We start from the raw sequence: 14,375 nt of genomic DNA, 5'->3' as shown, positions 1-14,375 counted from the left end.
GTTGTCGGTATGACTGGGGATTTCCGCTTCGGCGTCAACATGGTCGTGCCGGACAGCCGCGCCGCGTGGGCGGAGAAGTGCCGCAAGGTCGAGGACCTCGGCTACGACGTGCTGTCGGTCGCCGACCACCTCGGCATGGCCACGCCGTTCCCCGCGCTGGTGCTCGCGGGCGAAGTCACCTCGCGCGTCAAGCTGAACACCTTCGTGCTCAACGCGCCCTTCTACAACCCCGTGCTGCTGGCCCGCGACGTCACGGGCACGGACCAGTTCACCGACGGACGCCTGGAGCTCGGGCTCGGCGCCGGGTACGTCAAGGCGGAGTTCGAGGCGGCCGGGATGCCGTTCCCGTCCGCCCGCGAGCGCGTCGACCACCTCGAAAAGACGATCCTCGAACTGAAGCGCCTCTACGCCGACCCGGAGCACAAGCCCGCGCCGGTCCGCCCCGAAGGCCCGCCGCTGCTGCTCGGCGGGCGCGGTGACCGCGTGCTGGGGCTGGCCGTCGAGCACGCCGACATCATCGGTTTCACCGGCACCGCGAAGACCCCCGACGGCGCGCCCATCGCCGCGGCCCCGCCCGAGGACGTCGACGAGCGCGTGGCGTTCGTCCGGGCGAAGCTCGGCGAGCGCGAGTCCGAAGTGGAGTTCAACCTGCTCTGCCAGTTCGTGAAGGTCACGAACAACCGCGCGGCCGGCTTGGCCGAGCTTTCGCAGCTCGTAGGCGGCGGCCTGAGCCCCGAACAGATCGGCGAGCTGCCGATCGCCCTCGTCGGCACACCGGCGCAGATCGCGGACCAGCTGCGCGGCCACCAAGAGCGGTTCGGCTTCACCTACTTCACCATCCTCGAGATGTTCCTCGACGAGTTCGCGCCGGTCCTCGAGCACCTCCGATGATCGACGCGCGGGGCATCGGGGTCCGGGCCGGCGAACTGTGGCTGTTCGACGACCTGGACTTCTCGGTCGACCCCGGCGAGTGCGCCGCGATCGTCGGGCCGAACGGCGTCGGCAAGTCGACTTTGATGCGCTGCTTCTACGGCATGCAGAAGCCCCAGCACGGCCGCGTGCTCGTGGACGGCGACGTGCCGGACGAGCGGGACGTCGAGTTCCGCCGCAAGGTGTCCGTGCTGTTCGACGACTCCGACTTCTTCGCCGAGCTGACCCCGCTGCAGCACCTGGAACTGCTGTCCGGCTCGTTCGGCGCCGACCTCGGCGACCACGAGGAGCTGCTGCGCGACGCCGGCCTCGGCGAACGCATGCGCGTCACGGCCGGGCACTTCTCGGCGGGCCAGCGCCGCCGGCTGCTCCTGCTCGGCGTCACCGCGCGCCCGCACCGCGTGCTGCTGCTCGACGAGCCGGAGCGCGCCCTCGACGTCGCGGGCAAGGACTGGCTGGTCGAGGTGATCGCCCGGTCGACGGCGGCCGGCGCGGCGGTCGTGGTGGCCACGCACCACCCGCCGCTGCTCGAAGCGGCGGACAGCGTGCTCGAACTGTGGTGACGCTCGCGCCGCGCCGGATGCGGATCCCGGGCCGCAAGCGGTTCGGCGGGATCTTCAGCGGCGACACCGCGACGTTCGTCTTCCTGTTCGGTTTCGGGTTCCTGTTCACCGCGTTCTTCCACGTCGACGCCTGGCGCAAGGCGGTCTACGGCTCGGCGGTCGTGGACTTCCCGGCCGTGCTCGGGCTGCTGACGCTCTGCTGCGCGGTGGCCTGGCGCGGTCTGCTGCGCCGCGGGTTCGCCTGGGTCGAGCCGGCGGAGCTGACCTGGCTCGACTTCGCGCCGGTCGACCGCGGCCGCGTCGTCACGCTGCGGCTGCTCGGCGCCTGGACCGGCGTCGTGGCGGTGACCGGCTACCTGGCCGCGCTGATGCTCGCCGTCGGCGGGGCCGGGCTCGACCTGTGGCGGGCGGGCATCGCGGTCGTCGTCGCGACCGGCGTGGTCGCGTTCACCTCGGCGCGCCGGACGTCGTTGTGGTTCGACGCGCTCGGCCCGCTGGCGCTGGCGGTCTTCGGGCTGGCGGTCGCCGCGTTCGGCCTCGGCCCGCTGACCGTGCAGTGCGTCGCGGCGGGGGTGCTGGTCGCGGCGCTGCCGCTGGCGTTCGGCGGTGAGCCGGTGGCGCGCGCGGGCCGGTCCGCGCTGCTCGCCGGCTGGGACGGCCGGGTGCTGCGCTCGGTCGCCGTCACGTTCCTCGACCCGATGATGCTGCTGCCGCCGTCCGCGCCGATCGGCCGGATTTCCCTGACGCGCCCGGCACCGTTGCGGCTGGCCTGGGCGGGCACGCTCGGCCGCTCGCGGTACGCGGGCGCGGCGGCGTTGGTCGCCTTCGCGGTCGTCGTCGCGCACATAGCGTTGCCGACGATGCCGGGCGCGGTCCTGGCCGGCCTCGGCGGGTACGTCGCGCTGACGCCGTACGGCGCCGGGCTCGGCGAGCTGTGGCGCAACCCGGGCCGTCGCCGCTGGCTGGGGTCGTCGAACCGCGAACTGGTGCTGGCGCACGGCGTGGTCCTCGCCGCGGCCGGTCTCGCGTGGGCGGCGCTGCTCGCCGTCGTCACCCTGGCGGCCGGGACGGCGTTCACCGCGGGCGCCTGGCTCGCCGTGCCGCTCGCGGTGCTTTCGATCCTGCGCACGGTCACGCGCACCGCCGTCGACTACGCGAACCCGGGCTTCGTCGACACCCCGGTCGGGCCGATGCCCGCCAACCTCACCCGGCAGCTCTTCCGGGGTCTCGACCTCTTGGTCATCGGGATCGTGGTGCTCTCGGCCGCCGTTTGACCTACGCTCGGTACGACGAAGGGAGCAGCCGTGGGCGGCGGACACGCACCGGGTGTCGGGCGGAGGGCGACCAGCGAGTTCCCGCGCGGCTGGACCGACGAGCACATCATCTCCGTGGTCAAGGACGTCGCCAACGACCCGAGCGAAGCGCGGCGGCAGCAGCTGAACGGCCGCTGGCGGTGCGCCGGCGAGCGGTTCAACGTGCACCTGATCGTGCTTGTCGAGGACAACGGCCACGTGCACACGGCGTACCCGGTGGCGGGCCCGGGCGTCATCCGCAACCCCGACGCGGCGCGCGACCCGGCGAACCCGACGGTCGCCGACCTCAAGGAGAACCGGATCAGCTTCTTCGCCGACAACGTCCTGACGATGCTCGGCGACCGCCTCTCCCCGGAGGACTACACGCACTACCGCACGCTGCTGTGGTCGGGCGAGTGGGAGGAGCTGGCCGACGTCCTGGCCGCGCACGCGGTGAAGGTGGACCTCGCGCTCTCGGCCGACGAGCTCTCCGACTTCGAGAAGCTGCTGAACAGCTACGACCTGCCGGTGGCGGGCTGCGCGTTCCTCAACGACCGCGACCACATCCTGCGGCAGCTGCGCGGGCTCTAGCGGAAGTCGTACCCGGTGAAACCGGCGATCGGGAGGTAGCCGATGCGCCGGTACAGCGCGTTGCTGGTGACGTTGGCGGGGTCGGTGTAGAGCACCACGTCCGTCGCGCCCGCGGCCAGCGCGGCCCGGCTCACCGCGACCGTCACGGCGCCCGCATAACCACGTCCGCGGAAGCGGGCAGGGGTGTAGACGGGATCGATCCGGACCATGCCCGCCAGCATCGGGGTCGAGCCCGCCATGGCGACGGGCGTTCCGGCGTCCCAGAACGTGAAGTGCTTGCCGGCGAAGTTCGAGGCGGCCCACGCGCGTTCGTCCGCGAGCGGTGCCTGGCCGACCGCGATGGCGAACTCGCTGCACCAGCGGATCAACTCCGCCCGGTCGGGCGCTTCCCGGGGGTGGCCTTCGGGTTCCGGCTCCGGCGGGGTGAGCGAGCCGAGCCGGTGGAGCCGGACTCGCACGCCGGCCACCGGCACCGCGGCGCTGCGCTGTTGCCACGCCTCGGCGAACGCGGCCGCGGACTCGTCTTCGGCGGTCACGCCGCTCAGGGAAACGCCGAGGTCGGCCAGCTGCGAGGCCAGGGCACCGGCCTGCTCGGGCGAGACCGCGGTGAGGAGCAGGCGTTGCGACGGGCGGCGGTAGAAGACGGCCCTGACCTCACCCTCCTGCTCAAGGTGGCCGAAGAGGGTGCCCTTCTCCTCCTGCGTCCGCAGCTTCTCGAGCCGGGTCAGCTGCGAAGTGTGCAGCGCGGGGCGGGAGCGCAGGAACTCCCCAGTCCGGGCGAGGAAGCCGTCGATGTCCTCGGTGAGGTGCCAGCGCGCGTCCAAGAGACCTAGCTCGCCTGGGAAAGCGGTGGTGACGCAGCAGGTGCGACGGCCGCGCGCAGCTCGTCGAGCGGCAGGCCCACCGCGTCCGCGATGGCCGTGACCGTGAAGAACGCCGGGGTCGGGATGCGGCCGGTCTCGATCTTCCGGAGCGTCTCCACCGAGATCCCGGCCTCGACGGCGACGTCGACCATGCTCCGGCCGGCGCGCGCCGTCCGCAGCGCCTGGCCGAGGCGTTCGCCCCGTTCGCGCTCTTCGTCCGTCAGCGGTACCCGCACCATGGGCCAATACTAATACCAGAGTTGTCCACCGCCTGTGGACAACTCTGTGCACAGGTGTGGAAAAGGCCCCGCCGAACCGGAGTTCGGCGGGGCCCCACCACATCTAGTGCCCTCAGGCGCCCGGAGGCACCGGCAGTGGCATGCCGGGCAGGCTCTGGTCGTTCGGCACGACGCCGTCGACCAGGTAGGCCTCCACGACCTTGTCCACACCCGCGTTGCCGCCCGCGTAGATGCCGTGGTCACCCTCGCCGGTGATCGTCAGCATCCGCGAGTTGTCGAACGCCTTGTGCGCGCGGCGCGCGCCCTCGATCGGCGTCGCCGGGTCGTGCTCCGACTCGACGATCAGCACCGGCGGGACACCCTTGCCGTTCAGCACGGGCAGCGGGGCCGGGGTGTTCTTCCAGAACAGGCACGGCTGGATGAACCAGCCCGCGCCGAGCAGGGGCAGCTGCTGGTCGATCAGCTTCTGCGACTGCTTGATGGCGCTCTGGGTCGAGCCGGTCCACGGACCCTCGTTGCACGGGATGGTCCAGAACGACGCGTCGTAGGAGTCACCGTCGGTCGGCACCATCAGCGGCTGCGCGCCGGGCGTCACGGTGCTCTTGTCGGCGACCTTGACCTTCTGCGCGGCCGACGTCTTGGCCTGGGCCGACGCGCCACCCTGGGTCAGGGTGCGGACGCTGACCAGGTAGTCGGCCAGCCCCGGGAAGGCGCGCTTCGAGTAGATCTGCGACGCGATGAAGGAGTCCAGGCCGTTGGCCGACACGCTCGAGCCGTCGGGCAGGGTGACCGCGCCCTGGGTCAGGGCGTAGCGGACCTGCTCGTAGGTCTGGCGGGCCGCCTCGCCGGTGGTGCCGAAGTGGTAGAGCTTGTCGTACTTCGCCACCCACGGGAGGAAGTCCTGGCGGAAGCGGCGCTCGAAGCCGAGCGGCTGCCAGTCGAAGGACTTCTGCCAGGTCGTCGTGAACTCCGTCGAGGAGTCGAGCACGAACCGGCCGGTGCGCGTCGGGTAGGCCTGCGCGTAGTGCGCGCCCATCCAGGTGCCCGCCGAGTAGCCGACCCAGTTGATCTTGTCGCGGCCGAGCAGCACGCGCAGCAGGTCGATGTCCTTGACCGTCTGGTCGGTGTTGATCAGCGGGCCCAGCTCGCCGGACTTCTGCTGGCAGGACAGCGCCGCGTACTTCGTCGCCTGGAGGATCAGGTTCAGGTTCTGCTTGCTGCGGTCACGCGGGTCCAGGTCCGAGCCGGTGCCGATGGCGCCACCGCACGTGATGTTCGTGCTCTTGCCGGTGCCGCGCGGGTCGAACCCGACGATCTCCTGGTGCTCGCGCAGCTTCGGCTGGTTGCGCAGGCGGGCCGGGAAGTTGCGCCCGGGCGCCCCCGGGCCGCCCGGGTTGGTGACGACGCTGGCCGTCGCGTCCTTGGTCGCCTTCAGCCGGCTGACCGCGATGGTCAGGTCGATCTGCGCGTTCGCCTGGTACCAGTTGCGCGGCGTCTTGTAGGTCGCGCACTCCATGTCCTCGGCACCCGCGGGCGGGGCGGTCGGCAGCTCGGAGGGGACGGCGCACTTGTGCCAGTCCAGCTTCTGGTTCGCGTACTGGGCCGGGATGTTCGTGGAGTTCAGCGGCTGCTTGCCGGCCGCTGAATCCTGGCCCGCGAACGCGGGGGTGAACCCGGCCAGCAGGGTGCCGGCGATCGCCGGGATCACCACCGCGTAGCGGAGTCGTGTCATTCGGTTGCCCCTTTTGGGTCTTTCGCCAGTGGAGTCGGGCTATTCCTATAGGGCCGCTCAGAGCACGGCAACCGACGTTGGTCGGCAACGCGGACCGTGGCGATCAAATCGATACCGGACAGACGTGACTCCCTGTCACCCAGGTTCTAAGGTCAGGCGGTCGGTTACGGGAGTGTTAGGTGAGGTCCGATGTCGACTGCGAAGCACGACGGGAAGGCGAGCGGGTCGCGGTTCAACCCGTGGCACCTGCTCCTGATCGTTCCGCTGCTGGTCCTGGTCACGCCACTGTTCAACATGGACGGTCCCCGGCTGTTCGGGATGCCGTTCTTCTACTGGTTCCAGTTCCTGATGGTCGCGGTCGGGGTGCTCAGCACCTGGGTCGTGTACCTGATGACGCGGGACAAGCCCGCCGCTGAGGGCCCGGACAACCTGAGCGTCGACGACCTGGACGAGGGGGACGCTCGATGAGCAACCTGCAGTGGCCCGAGCTGATCATCTTCACCGTGCTGTTCGCGCTGGTGACGGTGCTCGGTTTCATGGCGTCGCGCTGGAAGGCCGGGGGCACGCTGGACCACCTGGACGAGTGGGGCCTCGGCGGTCGCAGGTTCGGCTCGTGGATCACGTGGTTCCTGCTCGGCGGCGACCTCTACACCGCCTACACGTTCGTCGCGGTGCCCGCGCTGGTGTTCAGCGCCGGCGCGCTCGGCCTGTACGCGCTGCCGTACACGATCGTCGTCTACCCGATCGTGCTGCTCCCGGCGCTGCGGATGTGGTCGGTCTCGCGCGCACGCGGCTACGTCACCCCGGCCGACTTCGTGCGCGGGCGCTTCGGTTCGCCGACGCTGGCGCTGCTCGTCGCGATCACCGGCATCGTCGCGACCATGCCCTACATCGCGCTGCAGCTGGTGGGCCTCGAGGCCGTGCTGCGGACGATGGGCATCAACGGCTCGGGCATCGTCGGGCACCTGCCGCTGCTGGTCGCGTTCGTGATCCTGGCGTTCTACACCTACCAGTCCGGCCTGCGGGCGCCCGCGCTGATCGCGTTCGTCAAGGACATCCTGATCTACATCGTCATCATCGTGGCGATCATCTACCTGCCCTCGAAGCTGGGCGGCTGGTCGCACATCTTCGACACGGCGGCGAAGAAGCTCGGCACCCCGAGCCCGGCCACCGGCAAGCCGGCCGGGTCGATCCTGCTCACGGCCAACAACCAGCTGCAGTACGCGACGCTGGCGCTGGGTTCGGCGCTCGCGCTGTTCCTCTACCCGCACTCGCTGACCAGCGTGCTGGCCTCGCGCGGGCGCAACGTCATCAAGCGCAACATGGTCGCGCTGCCGGCGTACTCCCTGGTGCTGGGCCTGCTGGCGCTGCTCGGGTACGTCGCGATCACGGCGGGCGTCAAGCCGCTGACGAACGCGGCCACCGGCAAGGCGGACGGCAACACGATCGTCCCGGTGCTGTTCGACAACCAGTTCTCGTCGTGGTTCGCCGGCATCGCGTTCGCCGCGATCGGCATCGGCGCCCTGGTGCCGGCCGCGATCATGTCGATCGCCGCGGCCAACCTGTGGACCCGCAACATCTACAAGGAGTACATCCGCAAGAACGCGACACCGCAGGAAGAAGCGAAGCAGGCGAAGCTGGCTTCGCTGGTCGTGAAGCTGGGCGCGGTGGCCGTGATCATCCTGATCGACCCGCAGTTCTCGATCGACCTCCAGCTCATCGGCGGCGTGCTGATCCTGCAGACGCTGCCGGCCGTGGCTTTGGCGCTGTACACGCGCTGGTTCCACCGCTGGGGCCTGATCGCGGGCTGGGTCGTCGGCATCGGCTGGGGCCTGATCATGCTGTACGGCATCCCCAACCCGGCCAACGGCAAGCAGCACTTCGGCGGTTCGGCGCTGGCGCTGGGCAACATGTCGATCTTCGGCTGGCACCCGTTCTCGGGCTCCCAGGTCCAGATCTACGTGGGCTTCGTGGCCCTGGTCGCGAACCTGGTGGTCGCGGTGGTCTTCACGGTCATCGCGCGTCAGCTGAAGGTGTTCAACGGCACCGACGACACGAACCCCGAGGACTACCAGGCCGACGAGCACGACAAGGACTTGCGCCCCATCGGTGTCCACTAAGGACGGTTTCGGAGCAGCACCGTCCGCGAGACGAGGTAGAGCACCACGCCGTTGAGCAGGTGCCAGAGGAAGTGCGTGCCGACCGGGACGTAGTCGCACACGTCCCGGTCGAGCGTGCGCAGGCTCAGGGAGAGCGCGAAAATCGCGCCCGCGACGGCGAAGTGCGTCCAATAGGCGTCGCGCGAAAAGGCGAGTAGTGCGGCGATGGCGAACAGCCCGACCAACGCGGACAGGTAGAGCCCGCCGCCCAGCAAGGCCGTGACGACGGTCAGCGCGAGGAACGCGGGCGCGGCGAGCCACGCCCATCGCCAGGCGAGGTACCCGCGCGCGAACACCACGACGTAGACCAGCACGAAAACGAGGATGCTCCCCGAATCCGCGGCCCCGGCCCACCGCGTCGCGACCAGGTGGAAGACCGTGCTGGCGAGGAAAACCAGCCCGATCAGCACGGCCAGCAGCCGCCCGGTCCGGTTCCCCGCGGCCAGCCGCCAGACGAGCAGCGCGGCGACGAGGAAGGCGAGGTTGCTGAGACTGTTGAGCGGCTCACCCCAGAGCCCGGGCCCGACGCGTTCGCAGTACCCGTCGACGTAGTCCGTCACGAGCACAGCCAACCACGACTAGCGTGCGGGGTATGAGCGACTCGGTGAGCCGGTTCCCCGTCACGGACCGCGAAGACCTGCCCGAAGACCTGCGCGAGCGGGTCGGCGTGATCGCGGAGAAGTCCGGGTTCACGCCGAACATCTTCCGCGCCCTCGGCCACCGCCCGGCCGAATTGCGGGCCTTCCTCGACTACCACGACGCCCTCATGGAGCGCTCCGGCGGACTGAGCAAGGCCGAGCGCGAACTGGTCGTCGTCGCGACGTCCGGGGCCAACCACTGCACCTACTGCGTCGTCGCGCACGGCGCCATCCTGCGCATCCGCGCCAAGGACCCCGAGCTGGCCGACCGGGTGTCGAGCAACCCGTGGCAGGTGGAGCTGGACGAGCGCGGCCGCGCGATCGTCGACCTCGCGCTCGCCCTGGCCCAGGACTCGGCGTTGTTCGGCGACGCCGACATCGAAGCGGCGCGGGACGCCGGCCTCACCGACGACGAGATCTGGGACGTCGGCGCGATCACGGCGTTGTTCGCGATGTCGAACCGGCTCGCCCACCTCACGGCCCTGCGGCCGAACCCGGAGTTCTACCTGCTCGGCCGCGTACCGCGCTAGAAGGTCAGGCGCCAGGTCTCGTCGGTCAGCTTCGGGCCCCAGGTGTCGAAGTCCGCTTCGCCGACGAGCTCGAAGCCGGCCGCGCGGTAGATCGAGCGCGCGGCCGTCAGGATCGAGACCGTCGATAGCTCCATCCCCCGGTAGCCGTGCGCCCTGGCGAACTCGACGCACTCGGTGACCAGCCGCTTGCCCACGCCGTGCCCGCGGGCCGACGGCTCGAGCAGCAGCAGCCGCAGCTTCGCGGTGTCCGCGTCCGGCCCACCGGTGCACGCGATGCTGCCGACGCGCTCGCCGTCGAGCTCGGCGATCCAGAACGCCTGCCGCGGGTCGGCGCGGGTTTCGACGAAGTCCGCGACGATCCGGGCGACCAGTCCCTCGAACCGGTCGTCGAAGCCGTACTCGCGGCCGTAGAGCGCGCCGTGGCGTTCGACCACCCATCCGAGGTCGCCCGGTCGTGGCGGCCGGAGGACGAGTACGGGGTCGCGCCGGCCGTCGCCGACGAGGTCGCCGATCGTGCGCATGGCGGTCAGCAGCCGCCGCTGGTCTTCGTCGGGGAAGCGGCGGAGCAGCCCGCCGATCTGCTCGGTGGACCGGGCGTTCAGGACGGCGAACGCGTCCCGGCCCGCCGCGGTCGGGCGGACGAGCTGGCGGCGGGCGTCCTCGCCGGACCGTTCGCGCTCGACCAGCCCGCGCGCTTCGAGGCGGCCGAGCAGCCTGCTGGCGTAGCCGGCGTCGAGGTCGAGCCGTTTGCGCAGGTCGGTGACCGGCAGCGGGTCCTGGTGGGCCAGCTCGAAGAGCACGCGTGCTTCCGGCAGCGAGTACTCGGCGTCCGCCGGGCCCTCGTCGAGCACGCCGATGACCCCGGTGTAGAGCCGGTTGAAGGCGCGGACCGCGGCCACCCGGTCGGCCAGCTGAGCGTCGTTCATTGACCACCTCAACAAACTCGTTGACGAAGTCAAAGAATACTGCGGACGGCCACGCCGGCAAGTCGATTACCGGGGTCCGGACATGGGAAACCCCGCGATGCTGCCAGGTCGGGGGTCCGCCAGCATCACGGGGTCGTAGGGGGTATCGACGCCACTTTGCGTGGCGTTACACCCTCAGCTCTTTGTGGCGTAGGTCACTCGAATGGGCGACCGCCACTGGGCTGAGGACGGGCTCAGCGCATGTAGTTCGTGCGAGCCTGCGCGATCGCGATGAGTTCCTGACGGACCGTCGCGGTGGCGGCGGTGTCGATCGCCCGGTTCAGCGCCCGGCGAGTGCGAACCTCGGCGCGACGGGCACGGAGCTTGGCGGCCATGTTGTTCATCGGTTTCTGCATCCCCTTCGGAGGGTCTCGGTGGCTTGTGCCTCAAGTATGCGCTTTTTTTCACAAGGAATCCAACGAATGTCCGGTGATGTGCAGCACTAGCCGATGAATCATCGGAAACAGAGGCATACAACCGGATGAATCATGGTGTCGGCGGTCACGACGAAGCAACCCGGCTAAGGGTCTCTAGGAACGTCTAGCGATTTTCCGATACTCGGGTAGGGACGCCGAGAGTCAGTCGCGGCCGAGCAGGTAGTGCCCGAAGTGCGGCACGGTGAAGGCGATCTGGCCCCGCTCGGCGGAGTAGACGAGGCCCTTCTTCATCAGGCTGTCGCGGGCGGGCGACAGCGAAGACGGCTTCCGCCCGAGGAAGACCGCGACGTCGGCGGTCCCGGCGGGCTCGTCGCGCCCCTGGGTCAGCTCGGCCATCGCCTGCAGGTACTCCCGCTCGGCCGGCGTCGCGCGGTCGTAGCGCGAGCCGAAGAACCCGACCGCCAGCTCCGACTCCGCTTCGGGCGCGGCCACCTGGACGTCCTTGACCGTGATCGGGTCGGACGGCGCCGCGTCCCAGGCCGCCTTGCCGTAGGCCTGGATGAAGTACGGGTAGCCGCCGGACGCGTCGAAGAGCGCGTCGAGGGCTTCCGGCTCGATGCCGGCGTCCTCGCGTTCGATCGGCGCCATCACGGCGTAGTCGGCGTCCTCGCGGTCGAGCCGGTCGATCCGCGCGTACCGGAAGAGCCGCTCCGAGTAGGACTTGGACGCCGAGAGCACCGCGGGCACGTGCGGCAGCCCCGCGCCGACGACGACGAGCGGCGCGCCGGACTGCGAGAGCTCGTGGCAGGCGGCGCACAGCGCGGAGACGTCGTCGGGCTGCAGGTCCTGGATTTCGTCGATGAGCAGCGCGACGCCGGTCCCGACGTCCGCGGCCAGCTCGGCGACGTCGGTGAACAGCTCGACGAGGTCGATTTCGATGTCCCCGGAGTCGGCGCGCCCCTGCGCGGCGGGCACGTCGATGCCCGGCTGCCACCGGTCGCGCAGCTTCGCGTCGGCCTTGTTGGCCCGCAACGCGAACGCCTTGAGCACGCCGAGCACCTCTTCGACGCGGTCGGGCGCCCGGTGCCGCACGGCCAGGTCCCGGATGGCCCGGTGCAGCGCGGCGGACAGCGGCCGCCGCAGCTCGGCGTCCGGCCGCGCCTCGATCTTGCCGGCCCCCCACTTGTGCCGGACGGCCATCGCCCGCAGCTCCCCGAGCAGCACGGTCTTGCCGACCCCGCGCAGCCCGGTGAGGACGAGACTGCGTTCGGGTCTCCCCCGCGCGACCCGCTCGAGCACGACCTCGAAGGCCTTGAGCTCGCGCTCGCGCCCAGCCAGCTCGGGCGGCCGTTGCCCGGCGCCCGGCGCGAAGGGGTTGCGGATGGGGTCCACTCTGCCAAGCTATCGACGTATCTAGCGCGAGCCCGATATTCCGCCATAGACGGCTAGCGCGTGTCGCGGAGGTTCGACCGGTTGGCCGAACGATCACGGGCGCCGTGGCAAGGTGGCGCGGTGGACGGGCGGCGGTTCGAGGTGGGTTCGGTGGTGACCGGCACGGTGTGCCTGGTCCCGCGCCCCGGCGCGATCGGGCTGTTCGTGGACCTCGGCGGAGAGCCGCGAGGCTTCGTCGACGTCCTGAGCCTGCCCCGGGACGCCGCCGCGTGGCCGGCGGCCGGCACGACGAGCACGTTCGAAGTGCTCACCCGCGGTCCGGCGCAGATCCGCCTCTGGCCGCTCGACCCGCGGCTGCGGTCGGGCCCGTTCGACAACGGCGTGACCGAAGACGAGTGGCGGGCACGCAAGGCCCGGCACCCGGTCGGCGCGGTCCTCACGGCGGAGGTGACCGACGTCCACGCCGGCTCGTACCTGGTCACCTACGAAGGCGGCTGGTCGCTGCTCGAGGGCGAACCACCCGAGGCCGACCGCTACGAGGTCGTCCGCCACCTCGACACGACCCGGCGCACCCTGCTGCGACCGGCGCGTCCATAGAGACGAACAGGTCTGCAGCCCTGCTCGTCCCTACCCCCAGCGCCGACTACGACGTCGGTTCACTCGCCGAGGTTCCGTTCCGCGTAGATCTTCATCGCGTCGCGGACCAGCTCGGCCGTCTCACCCTCGAGCCCGTAGCGCGGGTCGTCGACGTACAACTGCCCGAGACCCGCGAAGTACCCCGCCGACACGGACGAAACCGCCGGCCGCAGCCAGGCGTGCAGCCGTCGCGTGATCGCCTGGACCTCGTCGGAGCCCGGCGCCGATCCGGCGGGCACCGCGCCGAACGCGGCCCAGATGTCCCGCTGTTCCTGCTGGTGCGCCTTCTTCTCCTCGGCCGAGAGCGAGCGCCACCACTGGTCCCCCGACGCGTACGCCGAGGCGCCCCAGCGGCGCGTGACCTCCGCCTCGTACTGCGTGTGGTCGAAGCCGTCGAACACTTCTTCTGCCATCAGTCGTTCACCTCCTCTCAGCTTCCGCAGCGTGGTCCGGACCGAGTCGATCTGCCGCCCGATCCGCCGCTGCTCCTGTTCGAGCAGCTCCAGGTGGGTTTCGAGCGCGGCGACGCGGTCGCGTTGCCCGTCGAGCACCTCGGCGATCGCCGGAAGCCCGAGGCCGAGCTCGCGCAGCAACAGGATCCGCTGCAGCCGGACGAGCGCCTGCTCGTCGTAGTAGCGGTAGCCGTTGCCGCCGACGCGGCTGGGTTCGAGCAGGCCGACCGCGCCGTAGTGGCGCAGCGTCCGGCTCGTCGTCCCCGCCGCGCGGGCGATGTCCTGGATGGACCACTCCATGGCGTCGACGATAGAAGTTGACGCAACGTCAAGGTCAAGCCGCTAACACTCTCTACGGCTTTCTAGCGAAAATACGATATTCACGCAGAAACGCCGAGGATTCGAGTGCGGGCGGAGCGGGCACCCAAGCGATAGGTTCGACCAGGCAGCGGCCCGTACGAGGAAGGCAACGACCGTGATACTCCGTCGAGTGGCACGTCCCCTGCTCGCCACGATCTTCGTGACGGGCGGAATCAATGCGCTGAGGCAGGCCGAGGGGCACGCGAAAGCCGCGGAGCCCTTCCTGAACAGCGCGTTCGAGAAGGTCGGCGACGTCGTCCCGCAGCAGGTCCCCCGCGACCCGGTGACGCTCGTCCGCATCGACGCCGCCGTGAAGATCGGGGCCGGCCTCGCGCTCGCGTCCGGCAAGGCGCCGCGGCTCGCGGCCGGGCTGCTGCTCGGCAGCCTGGTGCCGACGACGCTGGCGGCGCACAGCTTCTGGGCCATCAAGGAGCCGGAAGAGCGGCAGCAGCACCAGATCCAGTTCTTCAAGAACGTGGGTCTGGCCGGTGGCCTGCTGCTCGCGGTCGCGGACACGCACGGCAAGCCGTCGGCGGCTTGGCGCGCGAAGCACGCCGCGAAGGACGTCGGGATCGCCGCCGGAAAGCTGAGCCGCAAGGCCGAGAAGCGGGCGAACAAGCTCGCGAAGCGGGCGCAGAAGAAGCTGCCCAGCTAGG

At 70.5% G+C, this 14,375-nt stretch carries 17 protein-coding genes; 9 read left to right on the top strand and 8 right to left on the bottom strand.

Annotated features, from left to right (window positions below; genetic code table 11):
• Positions 1-9 precede the first annotated feature (9 nt).
• From ACWEN0_RS08825 to ACWEN0_RS08810, 4 genes are read left to right on the top strand one after another with little or no spacing between them, the layout of a single operon-like run.
• Positions 10-891, top strand: coding sequence for an LLM class F420-dependent oxidoreductase (locus tag ACWEN0_RS08825; RefSeq protein ID WP_451970533.1), 882 nt, complete (start codon positions 10-12; stop codon positions 889-891).
• Entirely contained in the window at positions 888-1,493 is a 606-nt protein-coding gene (locus ACWEN0_RS08820; protein WP_451970531.1) for an ABC transporter ATP-binding protein, read from the top strand. Before ACWEN0_RS08825 ends, ACWEN0_RS08820 begins: the two co-directional genes overlap by 4 nt.
• Positions 1,487-2,767: a hypothetical protein gene (locus ACWEN0_RS08815; RefSeq protein ID WP_451970528.1), complete on the top strand. Its 1,281-nt coding sequence runs from the start codon at positions 1,487-1,489 to the stop codon at positions 2,765-2,767. The genes ACWEN0_RS08820 and ACWEN0_RS08815 overlap by 7 nt, the downstream gene beginning before the upstream one ends.
• 30 nt (positions 2,768-2,797) lie before the next feature.
• Positions 2,798-3,376, top strand: a complete 579-nt coding sequence (locus ACWEN0_RS08810) for an EndoU domain-containing protein (RefSeq protein WP_451970525.1) — start codon at positions 2,798-2,800, stop codon at positions 3,374-3,376.
• Here ACWEN0_RS08810 and ACWEN0_RS08805 read toward each other — a convergent pair.
• The 3 genes from ACWEN0_RS08805 to ACWEN0_RS08795 all read right to left on the bottom strand — a co-directional run bounded on the left by ACWEN0_RS08805 (position 3,373) and on the right by ACWEN0_RS08795 (position 6,210).
• Complete coding sequence (locus ACWEN0_RS08805) at positions 3,373-4,200, bottom strand: GNAT family N-acetyltransferase (RefSeq protein WP_451970521.1); 828 nt, start codon at positions 4,198-4,200, stop codon at positions 3,373-3,375. The genes ACWEN0_RS08810 and ACWEN0_RS08805 overlap by 4 nt on opposite strands.
• A 5-nt stretch (positions 4,201-4,205) precedes the next feature.
• Entirely contained in the window at positions 4,206-4,478 is a 273-nt protein-coding gene (locus ACWEN0_RS08800) for a helix-turn-helix domain-containing protein (protein WP_451970518.1), read from the bottom strand.
• 112 nt (positions 4,479-4,590) lie between these two features.
• On the bottom strand, positions 4,591-6,210 hold the full coding sequence (locus ACWEN0_RS08795; protein WP_451970515.1) for an alpha/beta hydrolase: 1,620 nt from the start codon (positions 6,208-6,210) through the stop codon (positions 4,591-4,593).
• 189 nt (positions 6,211-6,399) lie between these two features.
• Between ACWEN0_RS08795 and ACWEN0_RS08790 the strand changes: the two genes are divergently transcribed.
• The gene (locus tag ACWEN0_RS08790; protein ID WP_451970512.1) at positions 6,400-6,678 is read left to right on the top strand and encodes a DUF3311 domain-containing protein; all 279 of its coding nucleotides are present in this window, start codon (positions 6,400-6,402) and stop codon (positions 6,676-6,678) included.
• Positions 6,675-8,330 carry a monocarboxylate uptake permease MctP gene (gene mctP, locus ACWEN0_RS08785; RefSeq protein WP_451970509.1) on the top strand — a complete coding sequence of 552 codons (1,656 nt, stop codon included), beginning with the start codon at positions 6,675-6,677 and terminating at the stop codon, positions 8,328-8,330. Before ACWEN0_RS08790 ends, mctP begins: the two co-directional genes overlap by 4 nt.
• Here the strand turns inward: mctP and ACWEN0_RS08780 are convergent.
• On the bottom strand, positions 8,327-8,929 hold the full coding sequence (locus tag ACWEN0_RS08780) for a hypothetical protein (protein ID WP_451971955.1): 603 nt from the start codon (positions 8,927-8,929) through the stop codon (positions 8,327-8,329). The two genes, mctP and ACWEN0_RS08780, sit on opposite strands and share 4 nt — an antisense overlap.
• Positions 8,930-8,961: 32 nt before the next feature.
• On the opposite strand from ACWEN0_RS08780, the gene ACWEN0_RS08775 reads away from it, so the two are divergent.
• Positions 8,962-9,537, top strand: coding sequence for a peroxidase-related enzyme (locus ACWEN0_RS08775; RefSeq protein ID WP_451970507.1), 576 nt, complete (start codon positions 8,962-8,964; stop codon positions 9,535-9,537).
• On the opposite strand, the gene ACWEN0_RS08770 is transcribed toward ACWEN0_RS08775, so the two are convergent.
• The 3 genes from ACWEN0_RS08770 to ACWEN0_RS08760 all read right to left on the bottom strand — a co-directional run bounded on the left by ACWEN0_RS08770 (position 9,534) and on the right by ACWEN0_RS08760 (position 12,271).
• Entirely contained in the window at positions 9,534-10,463 is a 930-nt protein-coding gene (locus ACWEN0_RS08770; protein ID WP_451970505.1) for a bifunctional helix-turn-helix transcriptional regulator/GNAT family N-acetyltransferase, read from the bottom strand. The genes ACWEN0_RS08775 and ACWEN0_RS08770 overlap by 4 nt on opposite strands.
• Before the next feature lie 233 nt (positions 10,464-10,696).
• A complete protein-coding gene (locus tag ACWEN0_RS08765) occupies positions 10,697-10,846 on the bottom strand; it encodes a hypothetical protein (RefSeq protein WP_451970502.1) in 150 nt (49 codons plus the stop codon).
• A 234-nt stretch (positions 10,847-11,080) separates the two neighbouring features.
• Positions 11,081-12,271: an AAA family ATPase gene (locus ACWEN0_RS08760; protein WP_451970499.1), complete on the bottom strand. Its 1,191-nt coding sequence runs from the start codon at positions 12,269-12,271 to the stop codon at positions 11,081-11,083.
• 120 nt (positions 12,272-12,391) lie between these two features.
• Here ACWEN0_RS08760 and ACWEN0_RS08755 point away from each other — a divergent pair, with 120 nt between their 5' ends.
• Positions 12,392-12,868, top strand: coding sequence for a hypothetical protein (locus ACWEN0_RS08755; RefSeq protein WP_451970496.1), 477 nt, complete (start codon positions 12,392-12,394; stop codon positions 12,866-12,868).
• 59 nt (positions 12,869-12,927) lie between these two features.
• Here ACWEN0_RS08755 and ACWEN0_RS08750 read toward each other — a convergent pair whose 3' ends face one another.
• Positions 12,928-13,659: a MerR family transcriptional regulator gene (locus ACWEN0_RS08750; protein ID WP_451970493.1), complete on the bottom strand. Its 732-nt coding sequence runs from the start codon at positions 13,657-13,659 to the stop codon at positions 12,928-12,930.
• A 175-nt stretch (positions 13,660-13,834) separates the two neighbouring features.
• On the opposite strand from ACWEN0_RS08750, the gene ACWEN0_RS08745 reads away from it, so the two are divergent.
• Positions 13,835-14,374 (top strand): DoxX family protein, encoded by a 540-nt coding sequence (locus ACWEN0_RS08745; RefSeq protein ID WP_451970490.1) that lies wholly within the window; start codon positions 13,835-13,837, stop codon positions 14,372-14,374.
• Position 14,375: the final 1 nt, after the last annotated feature.

This window comes from Amycolatopsis sp. NPDC004378 (assembly GCF_053602455.1).
Note: the sequence above shows the minus strand (reverse complement) of the source record. Positions and strands in the feature narration are given on the sequence as shown.